The sequence below is a fragment of the Pontibacter silvestris genome (genome assembly GCF_020907275.1).
GTDB classification, from domain to species: domain Bacteria; phylum Bacteroidota; class Bacteroidia; order Cytophagales; family Hymenobacteraceae; genus Pontibacter; species Pontibacter silvestris.
Map to the genome: position 1 here is coordinate 116,982 of NZ_JAJJWI010000002.1, position 18,257 is coordinate 135,238.

General features: G+C 41.8%; 14 protein-coding genes. 4 read left to right on the plus strand and 10 right to left on the minus strand.

Features of this window, described 5'->3' with window-relative positions; translation table 11 throughout:
• Positions 1–98: 98 nt before the first annotated feature.
• The 5 genes from menB to LN995_RS02255 form a co-directional block, all read right to left on the minus strand.
• Entirely contained in the window at positions 99–923 is an 825-nt protein-coding gene (gene menB, locus LN995_RS02235) for a 1,4-dihydroxy-2-naphthoyl-CoA synthase (protein WP_229957973.1), read from the minus strand.
• A gap of 620 nt (positions 924–1,543) precedes the next feature.
• Positions 1,544–2,017: a DoxX family protein gene (locus tag LN995_RS02240; protein ID WP_229957975.1), complete on the minus strand. Its 474-nt coding sequence runs from the start codon at positions 2,015–2,017 to the stop codon at positions 1,544–1,546.
• A gap of 236 nt (positions 2,018–2,253) precedes the next feature.
• Entirely contained in the window at positions 2,254–3,957 is a 1,704-nt protein-coding gene (gene menD, locus LN995_RS02245; protein WP_229957977.1) for a 2-succinyl-5-enolpyruvyl-6-hydroxy-3-cyclohexene-1-carboxylic-acid synthase, read from the minus strand.
• 148 nt (positions 3,958–4,105) lie between these two features.
• Positions 4,106–5,326 carry a chorismate-binding protein gene (locus LN995_RS02250; RefSeq protein WP_229957979.1) on the minus strand — a complete coding sequence of 407 codons (1,221 nt, stop codon included), beginning with the start codon at positions 5,324–5,326 and terminating at the stop codon, positions 4,106–4,108.
• Between the two features lie 7 nt (positions 5,327–5,333).
• Complete coding sequence (locus tag LN995_RS02255) at positions 5,334–5,750, minus strand: hotdog fold thioesterase (protein ID WP_229957981.1); 417 nt, start codon at positions 5,748–5,750, stop codon at positions 5,334–5,336.
• A 59-nt stretch (positions 5,751–5,809) separates the two neighbouring features.
• Between LN995_RS02255 and LN995_RS02260 the strand changes: the two genes are divergently transcribed.
• Positions 5,810–6,442 carry a histidine phosphatase family protein gene (locus LN995_RS02260; protein WP_229957982.1) on the plus strand — a complete coding sequence of 211 codons (633 nt, stop codon included), beginning with the start codon at positions 5,810–5,812 and terminating at the stop codon, positions 6,440–6,442.
• Between the two features lie 103 nt (positions 6,443–6,545).
• Positions 6,546–8,243, plus strand: coding sequence for a pyruvate dehydrogenase complex dihydrolipoamide acetyltransferase (locus LN995_RS02265; protein ID WP_229957983.1), 1,698 nt, complete (start codon positions 6,546–6,548; stop codon positions 8,241–8,243).
• A gap of 124 nt (positions 8,244–8,367) precedes the next feature.
• On the opposite strand, the gene LN995_RS02270 is transcribed toward LN995_RS02265, so the two are convergent.
• Together LN995_RS02270 and LN995_RS02275 are read right to left on the minus strand one after the other, a co-directional pair.
• Positions 8,368–9,330 carry a glycoside hydrolase family 5 protein gene (locus LN995_RS02270; RefSeq protein WP_229957984.1) on the minus strand — a complete coding sequence of 321 codons (963 nt, stop codon included), beginning with the start codon at positions 9,328–9,330 and terminating at the stop codon, positions 8,368–8,370.
• A 162-nt stretch (positions 9,331–9,492) separates the two neighbouring features.
• Positions 9,493–10,098, minus strand: coding sequence for a hypothetical protein (locus tag LN995_RS02275; protein WP_229957985.1), 606 nt, complete (start codon positions 10,096–10,098; stop codon positions 9,493–9,495).
• A 269-nt stretch (positions 10,099–10,367) separates the two neighbouring features.
• On the opposite strand from LN995_RS02275, the gene hslV reads away from it, so the two are divergent.
• Both hslV and LN995_RS02285 read left to right on the plus strand, forming a co-directional pair.
• Positions 10,368–10,910 (plus strand): ATP-dependent protease subunit HslV, encoded by a 543-nt coding sequence (hslV, locus tag LN995_RS02280; RefSeq protein ID WP_229957986.1) that lies wholly within the window; start codon positions 10,368–10,370, stop codon positions 10,908–10,910.
• 204 nt (positions 10,911–11,114) lie between these two features.
• Positions 11,115–12,086: a deoxyhypusine synthase family protein gene (locus tag LN995_RS02285; RefSeq protein WP_229957987.1), complete on the plus strand. Its 972-nt coding sequence runs from the start codon at positions 11,115–11,117 to the stop codon at positions 12,084–12,086.
• Positions 12,087–12,182: 96 nt separating this feature from the next.
• Here the strand turns inward: LN995_RS02285 and LN995_RS02290 are convergent, their stop codons facing one another.
• The 3 genes from LN995_RS02290 to LN995_RS02300 form a co-directional block, all read right to left on the minus strand.
• Entirely contained in the window at positions 12,183–14,777 is a 2,595-nt protein-coding gene (locus LN995_RS02290; RefSeq protein ID WP_229957989.1) for a M1 family metallopeptidase, read from the minus strand.
• A 178-nt stretch (positions 14,778–14,955) separates the two neighbouring features.
• Positions 14,956–17,163, minus strand: coding sequence for a catalase (locus LN995_RS02295; protein ID WP_229957991.1), 2,208 nt, complete (start codon positions 17,161–17,163; stop codon positions 14,956–14,958).
• A gap of 484 nt (positions 17,164–17,647) precedes the next feature.
• Positions 17,648–18,199, minus strand: coding sequence for a 2'-5' RNA ligase family protein (locus LN995_RS02300; protein ID WP_229957993.1), 552 nt, complete (start codon positions 18,197–18,199; stop codon positions 17,648–17,650).
• Between the last annotated feature and the right edge of the window lie 58 nt (positions 18,200–18,257).

Consider the following 18,257-nt stretch of genomic DNA (forward strand, 5'->3'; position numbering starts at 1 on the left):
TACACACAAAGCAAGTAGCGCAGGTGAAATCCATTCTTCACCTGCGCTACTTGCTTTGTAAAACCTTTCAAAAGGCTTCTGCTTAGAATTTTAGTTCTTTACGGAAACTTAGGATACTGAGTGAAGTCTGGTTTGCGTTTTTCAAGGAACGCATTTTTCCCTTCTTTAGCCTCATCTGAAAGGTAGTAAAGTAACGTTGCATCACCAGCCAACTGCTGTATACCAGCCTGGCCATCCAATTCTGCATTGAAAGAAGCTTTTAGCATACGTAGTGCTAATGGGCTTCGTTCCAGCATTTTTTCACACCAGGCAACAGTTGCTTCCTCCAGTTGCTCCAATGGAACAACTTTATTTACAAGCCCCATCTGTAGTGCCTCCTGTGCATCGTACTGGTCACACAGGAACCAGATTTCACGTGCTTTTTTCTGACCTACTATTCGGGCAAGATAAGAAGCACCAAACCCACCATCGAAAGAGCCTACTTTAGGACCTGTCTGGCCGAAGCGAGCGTTTTCTGCTGCAACAGTAAGGTCGCAAACCACATGCAGCACATGTCCACCACCAATTGCCCAACCTGCTACCATTGCAATAACAGGTTTTGGTATGCGGCGGATCTGCATTTGCAGGTCAAGTACATTCAGACGGGGTACGGTATCTTCGCCTACATAGCCACCATGGCCTCGTACGCTTTGGTCGCCACCGCTACAGAATGCTTTTCCACCTTCTCCTGTTAAAATAACTGCACCTACATCAGGGTTCTGGCGAGCCAGCTCCATGGCTTCGCTCATTTCCATGACAGTGCGTGGAGTGAAGGCATTGTGTACCTGCGGACGGTTAATGCTGATTTTGGCAATACCGTTATAAAACTGAAACAGAATCTCTTTGTATTCTTTCAGGGTAGTCCAGTTATACTTACTTTCCATGTAAAACAATAGTCTGTTAAAAATAGGCGATGCAAATGTGCTGCCTTTCATTTGTAAAAGTACAAATTGCTGCTATTGTTTAAAAACCGCTACGTCTTTTTAAGCTTCTAATGGAGAATAGTTACCTTTAACTATAAGCCAAAGCAGAGGTAGATTTATACATGGCTTTGATTTCTATAAATACTGAGGACATGGTTTAAAAATTAGCATCTTCTTTGCGTTCTTCAATGGCATGATCTACAGAGAATCTTCCAGAGCCGAAAACAGAAATATCAGCAGGGAAGCCAGCACTAACATGGACAGTCATAATTCAGCATTTTCATAAAAAAAGCCCCGCTGAGTGTTTACAAACATGACTGCTCCTAAAATGATAGGGAGTTGGAAAAGAACAGCAATTCGTGGAATCAACCACCCAATAAGTATCCCGCCAACCAGATGTGCAAAGGCTACATAATGTGCTAAGCCAAACGACACCCATGTTCTGTATAAATATGATGCCTTTGACAAAAATAAAAAAGCTGGTTACTACACGTATAAGGTCTGCCTAAACAGGATGATGATAAAACAACAGGCTGCCTAAAAAGGCAGCCTGTTGTTTTATGACTGTTCTTAAAGATGTGTTACATGCTAACTTCGTCGTCGTCATTATAATGTGACTGCTTGCGTAGCACTTTATTATCGACTGAGTATCGCCCGGGGCCTACAATCATAAAGAACACGAGTAGACCTAGTATGACTATGGACAGCCAAAGTTCTGTATTACTAATACCGAAACCTTGTTGTGGGTTTACCAGTAGGGCTGCGCTTAATACAATAGGTATCTGCAGTAAAAGAGAAAGACGAGTAAGGAAACCAAAAGCAATCATTAAACCTCCAACAATATGCACAATGCTGGTGAAGGTAGATGCTTTACCAGCTTCTATAAGCTCCTGTCTATTACTAAAAATGTAAAACATATCACTAGTATGCTGTAAAAACATAACTCCTTTAAAAAACAGAAAAACTCCAAGAGCAATACGTAAGGCATCCATCCAAACAGGATTATTTGCACTGTTTATTCGCTCGGATTGGTGTAAATTATGTGATAAGTCCATGGCTATTAGAGTTTAGGTTAAACATGGCTATGTATATATATTAACGATCGTTAGTGCTGAATAGGTTCTATTTTTTAGCTTTTTTGGAAATAAGATAAAAAATCCTTCCTCTATTTTTGAAGAGTAGCACAGTTAGCTTTTTAATTCTGGTTAAGAGGAGGGGGAACAAAAAGCCTCTCCACACTAAAGATGGGATGGAGAGGCTTTTCATGTTGATGCTGGACTGGCCCTTTACTTTAGAAGGCTTTCTGTAGCGCTTGCTTGTACTCAGTAAAAGCTGTTGCATTGGCTTTAGAATCCGTAAATACTTCCAGAATACTGGCTCCTGCATCAGCAGAGAAAAAGGCTGGTAGTACCTGTATTAAAGCCTCCAATGAGTTGCATGAGCTATAGTGGAGACCAAAGTCTTTTGCCGTATTTTTGGCATTCAGCGCCTGGTGCGTTTCAAAAAACGGCTCGAGTTCCTGCTGTTGTTTAGGTCCTTCAATTAACCTGAAAATGCCACCGGCGTGGTTATTTAACAGCACAATGCGTAAGTTTGAGGGTATGTAGTTGTGCCATAAAGCATTACGGTCATAGAAAAATGCCAAGTCTCCGGTAATAATAGTTGTAATACCTGAACTGGTAAGGGCGCAGCCAACAGCTGTGCTCGTACTACCGTCAATGCCGCTGGTGCCACGGTTAGCAAATACCTGGATTTTTCTTCCTGCCGCAAGACCTATGATATTAGCATAACGTACGGTCATGCTATTAGCGAGGTGCAGGCTGCTTTCCTGAGGCAACTGTTGTAGTACTCGTGCCACTACAGTAAGTTCGCTATAAGCTGCTTGGGAAGTATAGTCAGTTAAGAAGCCAGCTGCTTTATTTTCTAAAGAAGCCCATGCCTGTTTAAAAGCAATATCAGTCCGGACTGTTGCAACTTCAACCATTTTCTGAAAGAAGCTTACTGGTTCACAACGAACAATTTTAGTTAAAGCCTGGAAGGTATCAGCTACCTGACCGGCAGGCTGCAGGTGCCAGTGCGCCTTTGGCTTACATTGGCGCAAGTAAAGTTTTAAGCTTTTAGAGATAATAGACTTCCCAAACGTCAGAAGCAGATCCGGCTGTAGTGCTTGTTTTTGTTGCTCATCAGTACTAGCCATAAAGACATCCTGATGTCGGATTACTTCCTGGCCTTGATGTAAATTACTGATGATGTCGCCGACTACAACACTGCCTGTTGCTTTTGTAAAAGAACCTAAGCTTTGTAAAAGTTGCTCCTTAGGGATATCATGACCTGCAACTACAAGTATTCGTTTATAACTTGAAAGCTCTTCCTGTAGCTTTGTTATCTTATTTCTGCCAAGCTCAAAGAGATTAGGTTCTTCTTCAATAACCTTAACTTTTGCATCAAATTTAATTGTTTCATCAGCGGTTGGATAAAAAGGCTCCCGAAGTGGTATGTTAATATGTACAGGGCCTGCAGGAAATGCTCCTGCTTCGTTCAAAGCCTCCGAAACCATTCGTTCACTGTGCCACACAGCATCTTTGTGAGAAAGATCTACCGGAAAACTATAGCTGTTTTTAATATGTCGGCCATATACCTCTTGCTGCCGAATTGTTTGCCCGTCCAGTTGATCAATCCATTCTGGTGGCCGGTCAGCAGTAAGCACAAGTAAAGGAACCTGCTGAAAAAAAGCCTCGGCAACAGCAGGGGCATAGTTTAGGGCGGCCGTGCCAGAGGTACATACTATAACTGTTGGCTTGCCTGTCGTCAGTGCCATGCCTAAGGCAATAAAGGCTGCAGCGCGTTCGTCACTTACTGTTCGTACTTTCAGTTTTGGATGACGTGCAAAGGCTATGGTCAAAGGGGCGCAGCGGGAACCAGGTGAAAGTACCACATTTTCAACTCCCTTACGGGCACATATCTCAGCTATATTTACAACAGGTTGAAGTATCATAAGGTTATATAATTTTGAAAGATCTATTAATGACTAATACTGAACAACAGAAGGTTGTTATAAGTAATCAATGTTAAGCTTCTATATGCTTAACCAGCCATAATAATGTTGTAAATATATGTAGTCACCCAAAATGCATTTTTCACCATTAAAATTGTTGTAGAATATGAGCAATCGTCTGCATTTTATGCTGTGTTTCCTGAAGTTCATTCTGAGGGTCAGACTCAGCCGTAATGCCTGCACCTGCATACAGTATGGCCGTATCAGTAAGTAACTGCATACAGCGTAAATTTACGTATATATGAGTGCCATCAGCACTGTTAACAGGACCTAGAAAGCCACTGTAATAGCTGCGGTCATAGCCTTCATTGCACAGGATAAATTGCAGGGCAGGAGCTTTTGGCAAGCCGCAGACAGCTGAGGTTGGGTGCAGCAACTGTAGCATATCAGAACCTAAGGTCGGGAAGTCTACTTCTTTTAAATCAACTTTAAAATCTGTTCGAAGGTGAAGTAAATTGCCTGCCACTATTGTTCTGGGGCCTACCTCACTGTAATCGCGTAGTCGCAGTTTTTTAAAGCAACTCAGGATGTAACGCTCAACCATAGCCTGCTCTTCAATCTCTTTCTGGCGCCAGATAGCATTGGCAGTTGAAGCCCCCTCAGCAGCAGGCTGAGTTCCGGCCAAGGCAACAGTTTTAAACAGCTGGTTTTGGTCAATACTTACCAATATCTCTGGCGAGGCTCCCATCCAGGTGCCGACTTCGGGCACTGACACCAGCGATACAAAAGCACAACTGTACGCTTCCTGTAGCGCCTGAAAGGCTGACACCAGTTCGAAGGCTTCCGGTAGTTCCTGCGTATGGTTGCGCGACAGCACAACTTTTTCCATCTTCTCTGCCCGTATAGCTTCTACAGCTCTGGCAACCGCTTCTGTAAACAGTTCAGGCGAGGAAAGCTGATGTTCGAGATCTTCTAGTGTATGCCACTGCGTTGCTGGCTTTGACTTTTGCTTGGCAAGTGCATTGTAATATTGCTCTAAGGCATAAACGGGAGCATCTTCCGCTACTTGCAGCCGTCCTTTGGCAGTACTATAATACAGATCAGCTTTAATAAAAAGGTTAGCTTCCCTTTCAGATTCATGGAAAGGGCAGAAAAGGAAGCCAAAAGGGCTTTCTTCAAGATGAGGCTGCCCTGTTCTATAATCAGACGAGAATGAAATACATATATTGATGTCGGAGGAGTTTGGTAACCTCCAGGCAGCCACTGCCAGTCTTTGCGCTATGGCTGCGCCAATAATCTGCTGTAATGTAAAGTTCTGAAACTCTGCACCAGTAGCTCTGCCCTTCAGGGCAGCAGATGCCTGTGTCATATGTTGTTTATTTCTTGTCAATCACTGCTACTGTCATACGGCTAATACTAATCAATTCGCCTGACTCATTTGTGATTTTTGTTTCCCAAACCTGCGTGGTGCGGCCAACATGTATGGCATTAGCTTTACCAAAAACCCAACCTTCACGTATACCACGCACATGGTTGGCATTTATTTCTAAACCAACGCAGGCTTTTTTTGTTAAATCTACCTGAAGTGCGGCTCCCATGCTGGCAAGAGTCTCCGCCAGTACAACGGAAGCTCCACCATGTAAAAGCCCCATAGGCTGATGTGTACGATGGTCAACAGGCATTTTTCCGCAAAGGTAGTCATCGCCAAAGTCCGTCAGCTCAATAGCAAGGTGCTCCATCATGGTGTTTTTACACCATTCGTTCAGTGTTTCTAACGTAATATTTTTTTGCATAGCCTGCAATGTATATATTAGCAGTTATATTAAAATAAAGAGGCAAAAGTAGAAGAAAATTGAGTATTAAGAAAATTTACCTGATCCGCCACGGCCAGACCGACTATAACTTTCAGGGCATTGTGCAAGGCAGTGGTGTTGACAGCCAGTTAAATGCTACAGGACAGCAGCAAGCTGCTCTTTTTTTTGAGAAATATAAATCAGTTCCTTTCAATAAAGTGTATACTTCTGTTTTACAGCGGAGTATACAGTCTGTACAGGGATTTATTGATTTGGGTATACCGCATGAGAAACATGCCGGACTGAATGAGATAAGCTGGGGCACCCGGGAAGGTGTGCCTATGACGGCAGAAGAAGATGCTTACTATCATGATATTTTGCAGAAGTGGAATGAAGGTGAGGTCAACCTGCCGATAGAAGGAGGAGAGAGCCCGGAGCAGGTGGCAGCACGGCAAAGGCCTGTTGTAGAGCTTATTTTAAGCAGACCGGAAGAAGAAACAATTCTGGTGTGCATGCATGGGCGGGCAATGCGTATTTTACTGTGTGTGCTGCTAAACTACCCGCTGCAGTACATGGACCAGTTTGAGCACCATAATCTGTGCCTGTACCAACTGGAATATACAGGTAGTATGTTTACTATAAAGAAGCACTGCGACATTGAACATCTGCATGAGATGAATTTAAATGGGTAGCACAGCAACAATTTAAATCATATAGTTTGAATAAAATATTTTTCGGTCTAATTTTGGCAGAACAAAAAATCTTTTTGGGCGATAACAACAACACGATATTTATATGGCTGAAGTGATACGAATGCCCAAGATGAGCGACACGATGACTGAGGGGGTGATTGCATCTTGGCTTAAGAAAGAAGGCGATAAGGTGAGCTCTGGCGACATCTTGGCCGAAGTCGAAACCGATAAGGCTACCATGGAGCTGGAGTCTTATGATGATGGTACTCTCCTCTATATTGGTCCGAAAGAGGGCGAAGCTGTACCAGTTGATGCTCTAATAGCTGTTATAGGCAAAGAAGGAGAAGATATCTCTGGTTTGCTGAATGGCGGTGGCAAAGCTGAGGCAAAACCTGCTGAAGAGAAAAAAGAAGAACAAAAGCCTGCTGCTAAACAAGAAGCTGCAGCCCCTTCGACTTCTGCAGACTTAAGTAGCATTAAGGCTTCTGTTATACGCATGCCGAAAATGAGCGACACGATGACTGAAGGTGTACTTGTTTCGTGGCAGAAAAAAGAAGGAGATAAAGTAAGCGCAGGCGACATTTTAGCTGAGGTTGAAACCGACAAAGCTACTATGGAACTAGAGGCCTACGAAGACGGTACGCTGCTTTATATCGGTGTAAGCGAAGGCGATTCTGTACCAGTTGATGCAGTTATTGCTGTTATTGGTGAGAAAGGCGCAGATTATAAAGCTTTACTGGAAGGCGGCTCTACAGGAGGTGTGCCTGCTGATGTGGAGCAACGGTCAAGTGAAGAGAACGCCAAATCTGATCAGAATATACAATCTCGTGCAGAAGATGGCATGCCGAAAGCAATAACAGAGACAACAGTTCCTGGTGCTGACTCTGCGCAAGGAGGTGGAGCTACAGAAGATGGTGGTCGTATCAAAGCGTCTCCACTGGCTAAGAAAGTAGCGCAGGAAAAAGGCTATAAACTGTCTCAGATTAAAGGTACTGGTGAAGGTGGTCGTATTGTACTACGCGATGTAGAGAGCTTTACTCCATCTGCAGCACCTCAAGCTGCACCGGCTAAAACGGCAGCACCAGCAACTGCTCCGACTACCATGCCTGGAGTACCTACTGAAGAGTACGAAGAAGTTAATGTTTCTCAGATGCGTAAGGTAATTGCCCGTCGCCTGTCTGAAAGCTTGTTTACTGCTCCGCACTTCTTCCTGACTATGTCTATTGATATGGACAAAGCAATGGAAGCCCGTGCCAGCATGAACGAAGTGTCGCCGGTTAAACTCTCCTTCAATGACTTAGTATTAAAAGCTGCTGCTGTAGCCCTGCGTCAGCATCCGGCAGTTAACTCTTCGTGGTTAGGTGATAAGATCCGTTATAACAAGCACATTAACATTGGAGTTGCTGTTGCGGTAGAAGAAGGGCTGTTAGTACCAGTAATACGTAACGCAGATTTCAAATCACTTTCTGCTATTTCTGCTGAAGTAAAAGACCTGGGCGGTAAAGCAAAGAGCAAGAAACTACAGCCAGCTCAAATGGAAGGCAGTACTTTCTCTATATCTAACCTTGGTATGTTCGGCATCGAAGAGTTTACAGCTATCATTAACCCGCCAAATGCTTGCATTCTGGCTGTGGGTGGTATTTCTCAGGTGCCGGTTGTTAAAAACGGTGAAATCAAAATTGGCAATGTAATGAAAGTTACCTTGTCCTGCGACCACCGTGTAGTAGACGGCGCTGTAGGATCAGCATTCCTGCAAACATTTAAGAATCTGTTAGAGAACCCAGTGAGAATTCTGGTGTAATAGAACCATATAATTAAATCAGAAAAAGCCTCTTCGGAAACGGAGAGGCTTTTTTCTATTTACCATATTTTGATCGGATTACCAGAAAAAAACACAATAAAATAGGCCTTCTGGTAATTGTCATTTACTTTTTAGAAGAATACTTTTTTATTAAAGCACGGCTTTTAACACCAGATTTCTTTAAGTCTTTGCTTTGCCAGTTACCTGTAGCGCTGGCACTTGGTAGTAATACAGAGCAGGTTTCATCTTTATCAGACACAGACCAGGTTACCCAGCTTATTTTATTCTTCTCTGCCCAGTCCAGCCACTTCTTCCATTCTTTTTCATTTAATGGACCGTCTCCAGTTGCCTCCATGCCTGCTGACTCTGAAATAAAGATAGGCAAGCCTTTGCTTAATGCATAGTCACTACGGTCACGGAGCGACTGCTTATGTGTAGCGGCATAAAAGTGAAGGGTATACATAATGTTATCGAAACCCTCAATAGGTGAATCGGCAGCGAGATGGATATCCTGATCCCAGTGCGGTGTGCCAACCAGTATAATGTTATCGGGGTCAATAGCTCTGATCGTAGAAATTACTTCCGTAGCATAAGCTTTTACTTCGTCCCAAGATTCTTCATCAGGTTCGTTAAAGATTTCATAAATCACATGTGGATTATCTCCGTAAGTCTTGGCCATTTCGGTAAAGAATTCTTTAGCCTCCTCCAGGTTTATATTATGGCTGTGCCAGTCAATGATCACATAGATATTTTCTTTGATGGCACCATCTACTACAGCTTTGATTTTCTCTTTAGACCATTCTGGTTTTTCGAGGTATCCGCTTGCAGGCTCTACACCCATAGCTGCTCTCACAACAGAAACGCTCCAGTCGCTGCTAAGCCATTTAACCGATTCCTGATTATAAAACCTGGGCCAGAAATTATGCCAGCCGTAGCTCATCCCCCGCAAAACAACGGGTTTACCTTTTTCATCTGTTAACTGTGTTCCTTCTACAGATAACTTGCCATGAGCTTTTACTGACTGTGCACTGGATGTTAAAGTGCCCCCCATTAAAAGTAAGGCGGCTAGTATTGCTTTCGCTTTCATTAAGTTTAATTAAAATTAATAAAGCTTAAATATACAAGCTCTGGCACCTGTTGTTATAATACTAAAAAGTAAAAGCATAGCACATAAGTGACGTGTTAGCTAAAATGCTCACAGGTCTAAAAGACACTGTGAGCGCTAAGAAAGAAAGAAAAACAACAACAACTACAGAGGATCTCTTATAACTATAGGAGGTTTATTCTTTAAAATGTAAATGTATTTGTCATCGTGAATTCTAAAGTAGTCTATCCGGAAGTGCTTGTCTTTGAAAGCTACGTTGCCCTCCATATCATAGAATGTCATATCCCGTGGTTTCTCCAAAAAAGCATCTACTCTTTTTCGGAGTTTCTTTTTACTCTTTTTAGAGAAGTTAAATTTGGTAACATTTTCTAACACAGGAACATATACAAGTACTAACCTGCCTCCTACATAGGAATAAAATGGAGGGTATACATAATCTGCAGCTTCTTTTTTTATGCTCACTAATGAGGGGGCAATATAATACCTAGTTAATGTGTCACCTTCGAGATTACCTCCAGCGTATAGTCTTACATAACCTAGTCCTTTTGCAAAGAAGTTCTCGGTAAACACCTTATCAGTCGTAGTCGTGTCTGGTTCTCTGTTAACTTCGTCCTGAATTAGTTTTTCCATCTCCTTAACAAGAAATGTGTCTTTTATAGTTATGTACTGAATCTCCATTAATTCTCTTTTCTGGCCAAAGGCTGAGAACACTAAGAGGGAAAAGATAAAGAAAGAAGCTAAGTATTTCATATAATTTCTCTTATTGAAGGAAATAGCTTTATCAGCTCAGTATTTAGGAAATCTTCTTTTTAGGAAACCATTTTGTTTAAAGCAACTTAGGTAACCGCTACAAATTAAAAATACATAATTATTTTTAATAACTATTACTTTATTTACGCCAATTTGGCACACTCACCACCTCTGGCTTTTTCTTTGATTAAGTATAGCTTTAAAGACAAGGAGCAACTCGTTGAAACCAACAAATACTCCTTTTTATACAGGAAACAAAACTCAGACACATGACCAAAATAAGATCAACGACAGTGTGTGGTATTTACCACAACGGAGAAGTAGCACTGGGAGCCGACGGACAGGCCACCATGGACAAGCACATTGCTAAAAGCAACGTAAAAAAAATACGAAAGCTGCTGGATGGTAAAATAGTTACAGGTTTTGCTGGTTCTACGGCAGATGCTTTTACGCTGCTGGAGCGCTTCGAAGAGAAACTGAATTCCTATAACAGCAATATGAAACGTGCTGCCATTGAACTAGCAAAGGACTGGCGCAAAGACCAGTACCTACGCAAGCTGGAGGCAATGATGGTGGTTGCTAACAAAGAGGAACTGCTTATTATTTCAGGTACTGGTGATGTACTGGAGCCGGATAATCAGATTGCTGCCATTGGCTCAGGCAGTATGTATGCTCATGCTGCTGCGCTGGCGCTTAAAAAGCATGCGCCACACCTGACTGCTGAAGAAATGGTACGTGAAGCGCTTAATATTGCGGCTGATATCTGCATCTATACTAACCATAACCTTATTATCGAGAAGCCTGCACAATAGCCTAAAATTATGACGGGCTATTGGAATTTTTTAGCACAATAGTTGTTCTAACTCTGAAATAAGGATGATATTCTGACAAAGGAATTCGCCAGCACAACTGGTTTGAACTGCTGCAGTTTATGCTCCGTAAAGTAATAAATCATATTAATTCATAACTTGCGGACTCAAGCTGTCCTGATAGGGGCAGGCTTTAAACCAACAAACATGAACGTAACTAATTTTTTAAAAAAGCATTACAAGCATTTCAATGCGGCCTCTGTGATAGACGCTGCAGAAGCATATAAAGTACACCTGAATGATGGTGGAAAAATGCTCATAACCTTAGCCGGCGCCATGTCTACAGCTGAGCTGGGTATTATATTAGCAGAAATGATCCGCCAGGATAAAGTACATGCCATCTCTTGTACTGGAGCAAACCTGGAGGAAGATATCTTTAACCTGGTAGCACACGATTACTATGAGCGTGTTCCGCATTATCGTGAGCTGTCTGCCCAGGATGAGGAGGACTTGCTAAGCCGCCACATGAACCGTGTAACGGATACGTGTATTCCTGAAGAAGAAGCAATGCGCCGTATTGAACACACCGTACTTAAGTTCTGGCAAAAAGCTGATCAGGCTGGCGAGTCATATTTCCCGCATGAGTTCTTCTATCAGATACTTTTATCCGGTGAGTTAGAACAGTATTACCAGATTGACCCTAAAAACAGCTGGATGTTGGAGGCTGCAAAGAAAAACCTTCCAATTATTGTTCCAGGGTGGGAAGACTCTACCTTAGGTAATATTTATGCTGGTCACGTAATTAGCGGTGATATCAAGAACATACATACCGTAAAAACTGGCATACAGTACATGATGTACCTAGCTGATTTCTATACAAATACTGCTACTGAAGAATCTAAAATTGGTTTCTTCCAAATAGGTGGTGGTATTGCTGGTGACTTCCCAATTTGTGTGGTTCCTATGCTGCACCAGGATTTACAGCGTACGAGTGTGCCACTTTGGGGATACTTTGCGCAAATTTCAGATTCTACTACCAGTTATGGTTCTTACTCTGGCGCTGTGCCAAATGAGAAAATTACCTGGGGTAAACTTGGGAAAGACACACCTAAGTTTGTAATTGAGTCTGATGCAACTATTGTAGCACCCCTTATTTTTGCGATAGTTCTAGATATGTAATCATTTTCAGGGGAAACCTGATAAATTATAAACAGCAAGGGCCGGGAATTTTTCCGGCCCTTGCTGCTTTGGTGTTAATTATGGCACCCCATAAAATTATTTTACATCATTGGTTAATCTTTCTGCCCTGAATACACCATCAGCAGCCTGCAAAATTTTAGCCTTCAGCTTTGGGTTATAGTTAGGGCGAGCTTCTAAAAAGTTGCGTACCACTGCTGATGCCTCAGGGCTTTGATAAGAACCAAAAGTGGCCATTAGCCAATTAGTAGGAAAGAAAATGTCACCCGTCAGCTGAATATCCTCTAAAAGCTCCAGACTTTCCTGCAGGTATTTCTCTGATGTTTCTGCACGTAAAGGATGGTGCAGATAGCTTAGAGCTGATGCAACCCAGGCCTCTTTCTCCCGGTTTTCTTCTTCCTTAAGAGAGGCAAAAAAAGCATCACGTTGTGTTACATCGGCAGATAAAGCAGGCATCAGGAACTGAAGTCTTTTCTGACGGTCAGGGTTCTGTATCCTTGTCAGCTGCTCCTGCAATATTTCGCCATCAGCATAGTCTCTTATGGCCAGTGATAAAGCAAGGGAAGTATAATCATCTTCTGTCAGTTTAACTCCTGCAGGAGCTTTTCTTGATTTCCATACCATGTAGAGCACATCCTGCGCCTCTTGTGTTAAAGCAATGCTTTGGTACGTCTTAAACAATACCTTTTTAGAGTTAGGAGCTTCTGTTTGTTGCATAGCGTTGAAAAGCTCCTTTTCGAGAGAGGCTGCGAGTTGTTTTCTCTCTTCAGGTTTTAAAAAGCTCCAGTAAATGTTGCTTATCTGCCCGGTAAGTTGCTTTAAATTCAGTTCTTCTTTCTCTTTAGAGAAGCTGGCCCTGTATAGGTCCAGAAGTTGCATTGGTTTTACAAAGCGGCCACTCAACATGTTCTCATACAGGTTTATATAAACTGCAGCCCTTGTTACAGGATCTTGTAAAGTATAAACCACCGAAAGCATTTTTTCATCTATAGGAAATAAACCATAGCCCTGACCTGTAGAGTTGAATAACATAAAAGAAGGAGCTGGCTTACCTACGGCTTCTTCTATGCTTATTTGCTTCCCGTTCATATTTACCGTTAGTTCTTCCACATGGTCGGGGTAAACTAGTGCTACTTCAAATAACTGTGGCCATATTTTGTCAGAGCCGTCTTCTCCTTTTTGAGAAAAGCGGAGTTGGGTAATTCTGTTATCATCGGTTTCAAGTTGATAGTTTATAACAGGCCTTCCTGGCTCATTAACCCAAACCTGATTCCATGATTCCAAATCGGCAGGTGTGTGGGCATCCATGATTGCTATGAGGTCAGGCCAGGTAGCGTTTCCGTAAGCGTACTCCTTAAGGTATTCCCGTAGACCTTGTCTAAACTCATCTTCTCCCATCAATCGCTCTAACTGTCGCATTACAATAGGAGCTTTATGATATATAATGCTGCCATACATTGTGCCAGCGTCCTGCAGGTTATCTAGTTGCTGACGGATAGGGTTAGCACCTGCTGTGCGATCTACACCATAGGCAGCAGGGAAATGATCTAGTACAAACTTCAGGTCATAGTTTGACTCGGCTAAAGATACCTGAGTAATTTTATCAGCCATAAAATTAGCAAAGACCTCCTTCATCCAAACATCATTAAACCATTGCATGGTAACCAGGTCACCAAACCACATATGTGCTGTTTCATGCGAGATAAGGCTGGAACGGGATACTTTCTGATCTTTGGTGGCGCCTTCGTCTAAGAAAAGACTGGACGCTTTATATTGTATAGCACCCACATGCTCCATGCCGCCATACTGAAAATCAGGAATAGCTACAAAATCAAACTTCTTGAAAGGGTATGGAATCTGTGTATAGTCCTGCATGAAAGCAAGCGCATCCTGATGGATCTTGAAGATGGGGAGTATACTTTCCTTTATTTTGCTGGAGTCAGTTTCTCTGTGGTAAAAGTTCATAGTTCTACCGCCTGCCTCCTTTGTTACACGATCAAATTTCCCGGCTGCAAAAGCAAACAGGTAAGTGCTGATGGTATCTGAAGTTTGATACTGATATGTCTTGTTATTACCTGCTAAAGAAGAGTCCTGTAAAGGGGCGTTGGCTAGCGCTGACCATTCTTTCGGAATAGTTAAGGACAGTTTAAAAGTTGCTTTTAAGTTAGGCTGATCAAAAGCAGGAAAAACAGTACGTGCTCTGTCAGGAACAAGTAATGTGTAAAGATAATCTTCATTACGGTTAAGGGAAAGATCTCCTGCAATAAATGTTATCGCTATCTGATTCTTACCCTCTTTCAGGTGTTCTGGTGAGATTAAGATATGCTCATTTTCAAATACAACAGGTATCTCTTTTCGGTTTATAGACATTTGTTGTATATGCTCTCTCTTCTCTTTAAAATCGATCTGTAGGGGCTGATTATTTTCCAGAAGATTAAACGTAATAGTTTCTGCAGCAAGGATCGGTTCTTGTTTCTGTGCCGGGACATTCAGGTTTATATCATAAGCTACCTGGCGAAGCACAGCCTTACGGTATTCGGCTAACGTTTTAGAAACTCCGGTTTCTACTGGAAGCGACTCAGATTCTGTAAGTTTAGTGCTACAAGACAAGGTAGAAGAAAGCAAAAGAGCTGTAATGCCTGCTTTTAAGGGTGAAATTTTTGTTCTTTTCATTTATTAGCTAATAATTCAATAGCAGCAAATAAATATAGACATCAGATGTTAGATTTTAAAATTATGAACTTAATAGGGGAGAGCTTCATAATAAAAGGCCAGCCAATAAGGGCTGGCCTTTTATTATTATTTTGGGTATAAAACATTAAGAACGAATGTCATCACTAATAAAAATTTACTAGGAAGGTACCATAGATTTTTCTTCTCGGTTCCAGTGGCGATGTTTTTTTATAGCTTCAATAAACTGGCTGGCAAACTCATCAGCATCCGCCTCTTTTCCAGCTGTAACAACTCCTTTGTCTGAGATTACTTTTTCAGAGGATTTATCCGCAAAGTCTATTCCTATAACTTCTGCTTTCTGTAACAGAGCGATTCCGTTTCCTGATGTGGCTATGGCCTTACAATGTTTAAATGCTTCATTTACAAAATGTACGGCATCTCCTTCTTTTAATAGTGCCTCTATACTCTTTTCTCCTTCAGGAATATAAATAGCATCATACATAATAGAGCCTGTGGTAATGTGGCTCTTATCAGTCTCTATTTCTTCTCCTGTACTGGATTTACGCATGCCATGGAATTTAGAAACTATTTTAGCATGTGCACCAGCCTCTTTTAACGCCTGCTTTACCTGTACTACTTCACAATAGTCATAGCCATCTTCTAACAGTATTGCTACCTTTCTTGATTTTGCAGTCTCTATTTTGTTTTTCTCCATACTTACAAAGCTTGTCTCTTTCACAGACTTACCATCCTTTATTTTCCTTGAGGCATCGTTATCTTCATAATGTCCCGTAGATTTCTGATCAAAGTCTTTTGGTACTTCAACACCGATTCCTTCAGCAACCCTTTGAGCAAAATCCATTGAAACTTTTGAAAAATGCCCTACCATTCGCTGCCTGATTTCTTTTGACATTACCTTACCTAATTCAAAGTGGGCTGCCTTTACAATATGTTTCTTTTCCGGCTCTGTCATTGAATTCCAGAACAAAGTAGCTTGGCTATAATGATCGTTAAAGCTTTCGCTGCGGGCACGAACCTTTTGTCCTTCTACTTTCTCCATATAGTGTACATAAGCACCTTTGTTTTCAGGAGCCATCATGGGGCAGCCATTACCTAAGGAGTTAGGCCAGTAATTCACTTTCCCTTTATTAATGGTCTGACGCATAAAACCTGCTCCTTGGTGATTATGAACCAGACTTACAGGACGATTAATAGGAACCTCTCCAAAGTTTGCACTGTTAAAACGGTTTATCTGTGTATCAATGTAGGAGAAAAGGCGACCCTGAAGTAGTGGATCATTTGTTACATCGATACCTGGTATCAGGTTACCCGGGTGAAAAGCTACCTGTTCTGTTTCTGCAAAGAAATTGTCCGGGTTACGGTTTAAGATCATTTTGCCTATTGGGCGTAGCGGCACTAATTCTTCAGGAATAATCTTTGTCGCGTCCAGCAGGTCGAAGTTAAACTTAAATTCATCCTCTTCTTCCACAATCTGAACGTTTAGCTCAAATTCAGGATAATCGCCCATTTCAATAGCTTCCCACAGGTCGCGACGAAGCCAGTCAGGGTCTTTACCGGCTAGCTTCTGTGCCTCGTCCCACACTAATGAATGAGAGCCAAGCTTGGAGCGCCAATGGAACTTCACAAACCGCCCTTTGCCTGCTTCGTTCACAAAGCGGAAGGTATGTACTCCAAAGCCATCCATCATCCTAAAGCTGCGTGGTATGCCGCGGTCAGAAAGTAACCACAAAATCATGTGATTGATTTCAGGCATTAGGGAAGCGAAGTCCCAGAATGTATCATGTGCAGCTGATGCCTGTGGCATTTCATTATCAGGGTCAGGCTTAATAGAATGCACCAGGTCGGCAAACTTATTGGCATCCTGAATGAAGAATACTGGAATGTTGTTTCCCACCAGATCATAGTTGCCTTGCTCAGTGTAAAATTTGGTGGCAAAGCCTCTCACATCTCTTACGGTGTCTGCAGACCCTCTGGAACCTACTACTGTGGAAAAACGCACAAAAACCGGAGTCTTTGTATTTGGGTCCGTCAGGAATTTTGCCTTTGTAAAGTCTGCCATAGAATTATCATAAGGCTGAAAATATCCATGTGCTCCTGATCCTCGCGCATGTACCACGCGTTCAGGAATTGACTCATGGTCAAAATGAGTCATTTTTTCACGAAAGTGAAAGTCTTCCATTAATAAAGGACCACGGGAACCTGCTTTCAGAGAGTCGTCTGTATGGCTGATTCGAACTCCTTGATCAGTAGTCATGTACTGATCCTGTGGATTTTCTCTGAAGTCTTCCAGTTGGCGATTCTTGCTACTCTCGTCCACACTTGAGGAATTACTAGAACGTTGGTTAGGACTGTCGTTGTTTTCCATGCTTTTCATATCAATGTTTTTCTAACTGTAGATACTAAATGATCTGTTTTATATCAGGTTCTTCTTTGGTGAAGCTGTTGTATAACTTTTAAAAGTTATGTTGTAATTATACTGCAGAGTGGCTTTGTTTAGTACGCTTACTTGTATAGTTTGTTAGAAAATGAACTTGTAAATTAGATTAAAATAAGATTAAGTTAAATTTGATCTTTAGCTTTATACTTAATTATGCTTTAGTAAGAATGATGAGGAACAACCTTATGAAGTATTATAGATGCATTAATAAGCCTTGTTATATAGAAGGATTATTGGCTCTTCTTAAGAAGGAGTTTACAGGACTTAACAGTTTTTAGTAAGTCAGTGAATTGCACTAATTTTTTGTAAATAATTTAAACATCTGCTGTTGTAATAACAGCAGAACTAGTAATACATTATGCTAATCAGAATGGGGTAGAATTTTACTTGTTGTTAACACTTAGAGTGATTATTAACTGATTAGTTCAGGTCTGCCAAATCTGAATTCTTCTTCTTTTAAAAAATAGTCGCCACACTTTTGCAGAATGGTAAGGTTATCTAAAGTAATGTCCCAGTTAAAGTTGTACTGGCAAAGAAAGGCAAGCACTGGTCCAAGAATTTCCGGAGTTGTATCGCCCAAAGCAAGCGAAATGTGTGGTAGCCACAAGTTAGGGTTATAGTAGACACCCATCTCCAGGCTCATTTCTGAAACGTCGCGGTGGAGGGTTGCGTGCAGTTGGTTAAGCGCCTGTGTTCGTAAAACTGGAATATAAATCACAGGGTTAGGTCCTGGAAATACACCCAAACCAGTTGTTCTAATGTTAAAGTTTCTGGTTTCCAGACACGTATTCTCCAAGTACTGTTTTAACTCTTCCTCATCAGGGACTTCAGCAGTAAAAAGGGTCAAATGCGGGTACGGCGTAATCTTTACACCGTTAAGCCCGAATCGCTTGTCAAGCTGTTCAGTAAGTTCCGATACACGTTCTGTATGAATTTTATCAAGAAGCGAAGTAACCGCAATCATAATATATAGCTGTTAATACCAATACTTGTTAATTGTCTGCACTGGTTTTACATGCACA

Excerpts from the sequence above, each read along its gene's own strand:
- LN995_RS02240 (WP_229957975.1), bottom strand. The coding sequence starts at position 2,017 with ATGGACTTATCACATAATTTACACCAATCCGAGCGAATAAACAGTGCA.
- LN995_RS02250 (WP_229957979.1), bottom strand. The coding sequence starts at position 5,326 with ATGACACAGGCATCTGCTGCCCTGAAGGGCAGAGCTACTGGTGCAGAG.
- LN995_RS02265 (WP_229957983.1), top strand. The coding sequence starts at position 6,546 with ATGGCTGAAGTGATACGAATGCCCAAGATGAGCGACACGATGACTGAG.
- LN995_RS02285 (WP_229957987.1), top strand. The coding sequence starts at position 11,115 with ATGAACGTAACTAATTTTTTAAAAAAGCATTACAAGCATTTCAATGCG.
- LN995_RS02275 (WP_229957985.1), bottom strand. The coding sequence starts at position 10,098 with ATGAAATACTTAGCTTCTTTCTTTATCTTTTCCCTCTTAGTGTTCTCA.
- hslV (WP_229957986.1), top strand. The coding sequence starts at position 10,368 with ATGACCAAAATAAGATCAACGACAGTGTGTGGTATTTACCACAACGGA.
- LN995_RS02300 (WP_229957993.1), bottom strand. The coding sequence starts at position 18,199 with ATGATTGCGGTTACTTCGCTTCTTGATAAAATTCATACAGAACGTGTA.
- LN995_RS02255 (WP_229957981.1), bottom strand. The coding sequence starts at position 5,750 with ATGCAAAAAAATATTACGTTAGAAACACTGAACGAATGGTGTAAAAAC.
- menB (WP_229957973.1), bottom strand. The coding sequence starts at position 923 with ATGGAAAGTAAGTATAACTGGACTACCCTGAAAGAATACAAAGAGATT.
- LN995_RS02270 (WP_229957984.1), bottom strand. The coding sequence starts at position 9,330 with ATGAAAGCGAAAGCAATACTAGCCGCCTTACTTTTAATGGGGGGCACT.
- LN995_RS02290 (WP_229957989.1), bottom strand. The coding sequence starts at position 14,777 with ATGAAAAGAACAAAAATTTCACCCTTAAAAGCAGGCATTACAGCTCTT.
- LN995_RS02295 (WP_229957991.1), bottom strand. The coding sequence starts at position 17,163 with ATGGAAAACAACGACAGTCCTAACCAACGTTCTAGTAATTCCTCAAGT.
- menD (WP_229957977.1), bottom strand. The coding sequence starts at position 3,957 with ATGATACTTCAACCTGTTGTAAATATAGCTGAGATATGTGCCCGTAAG.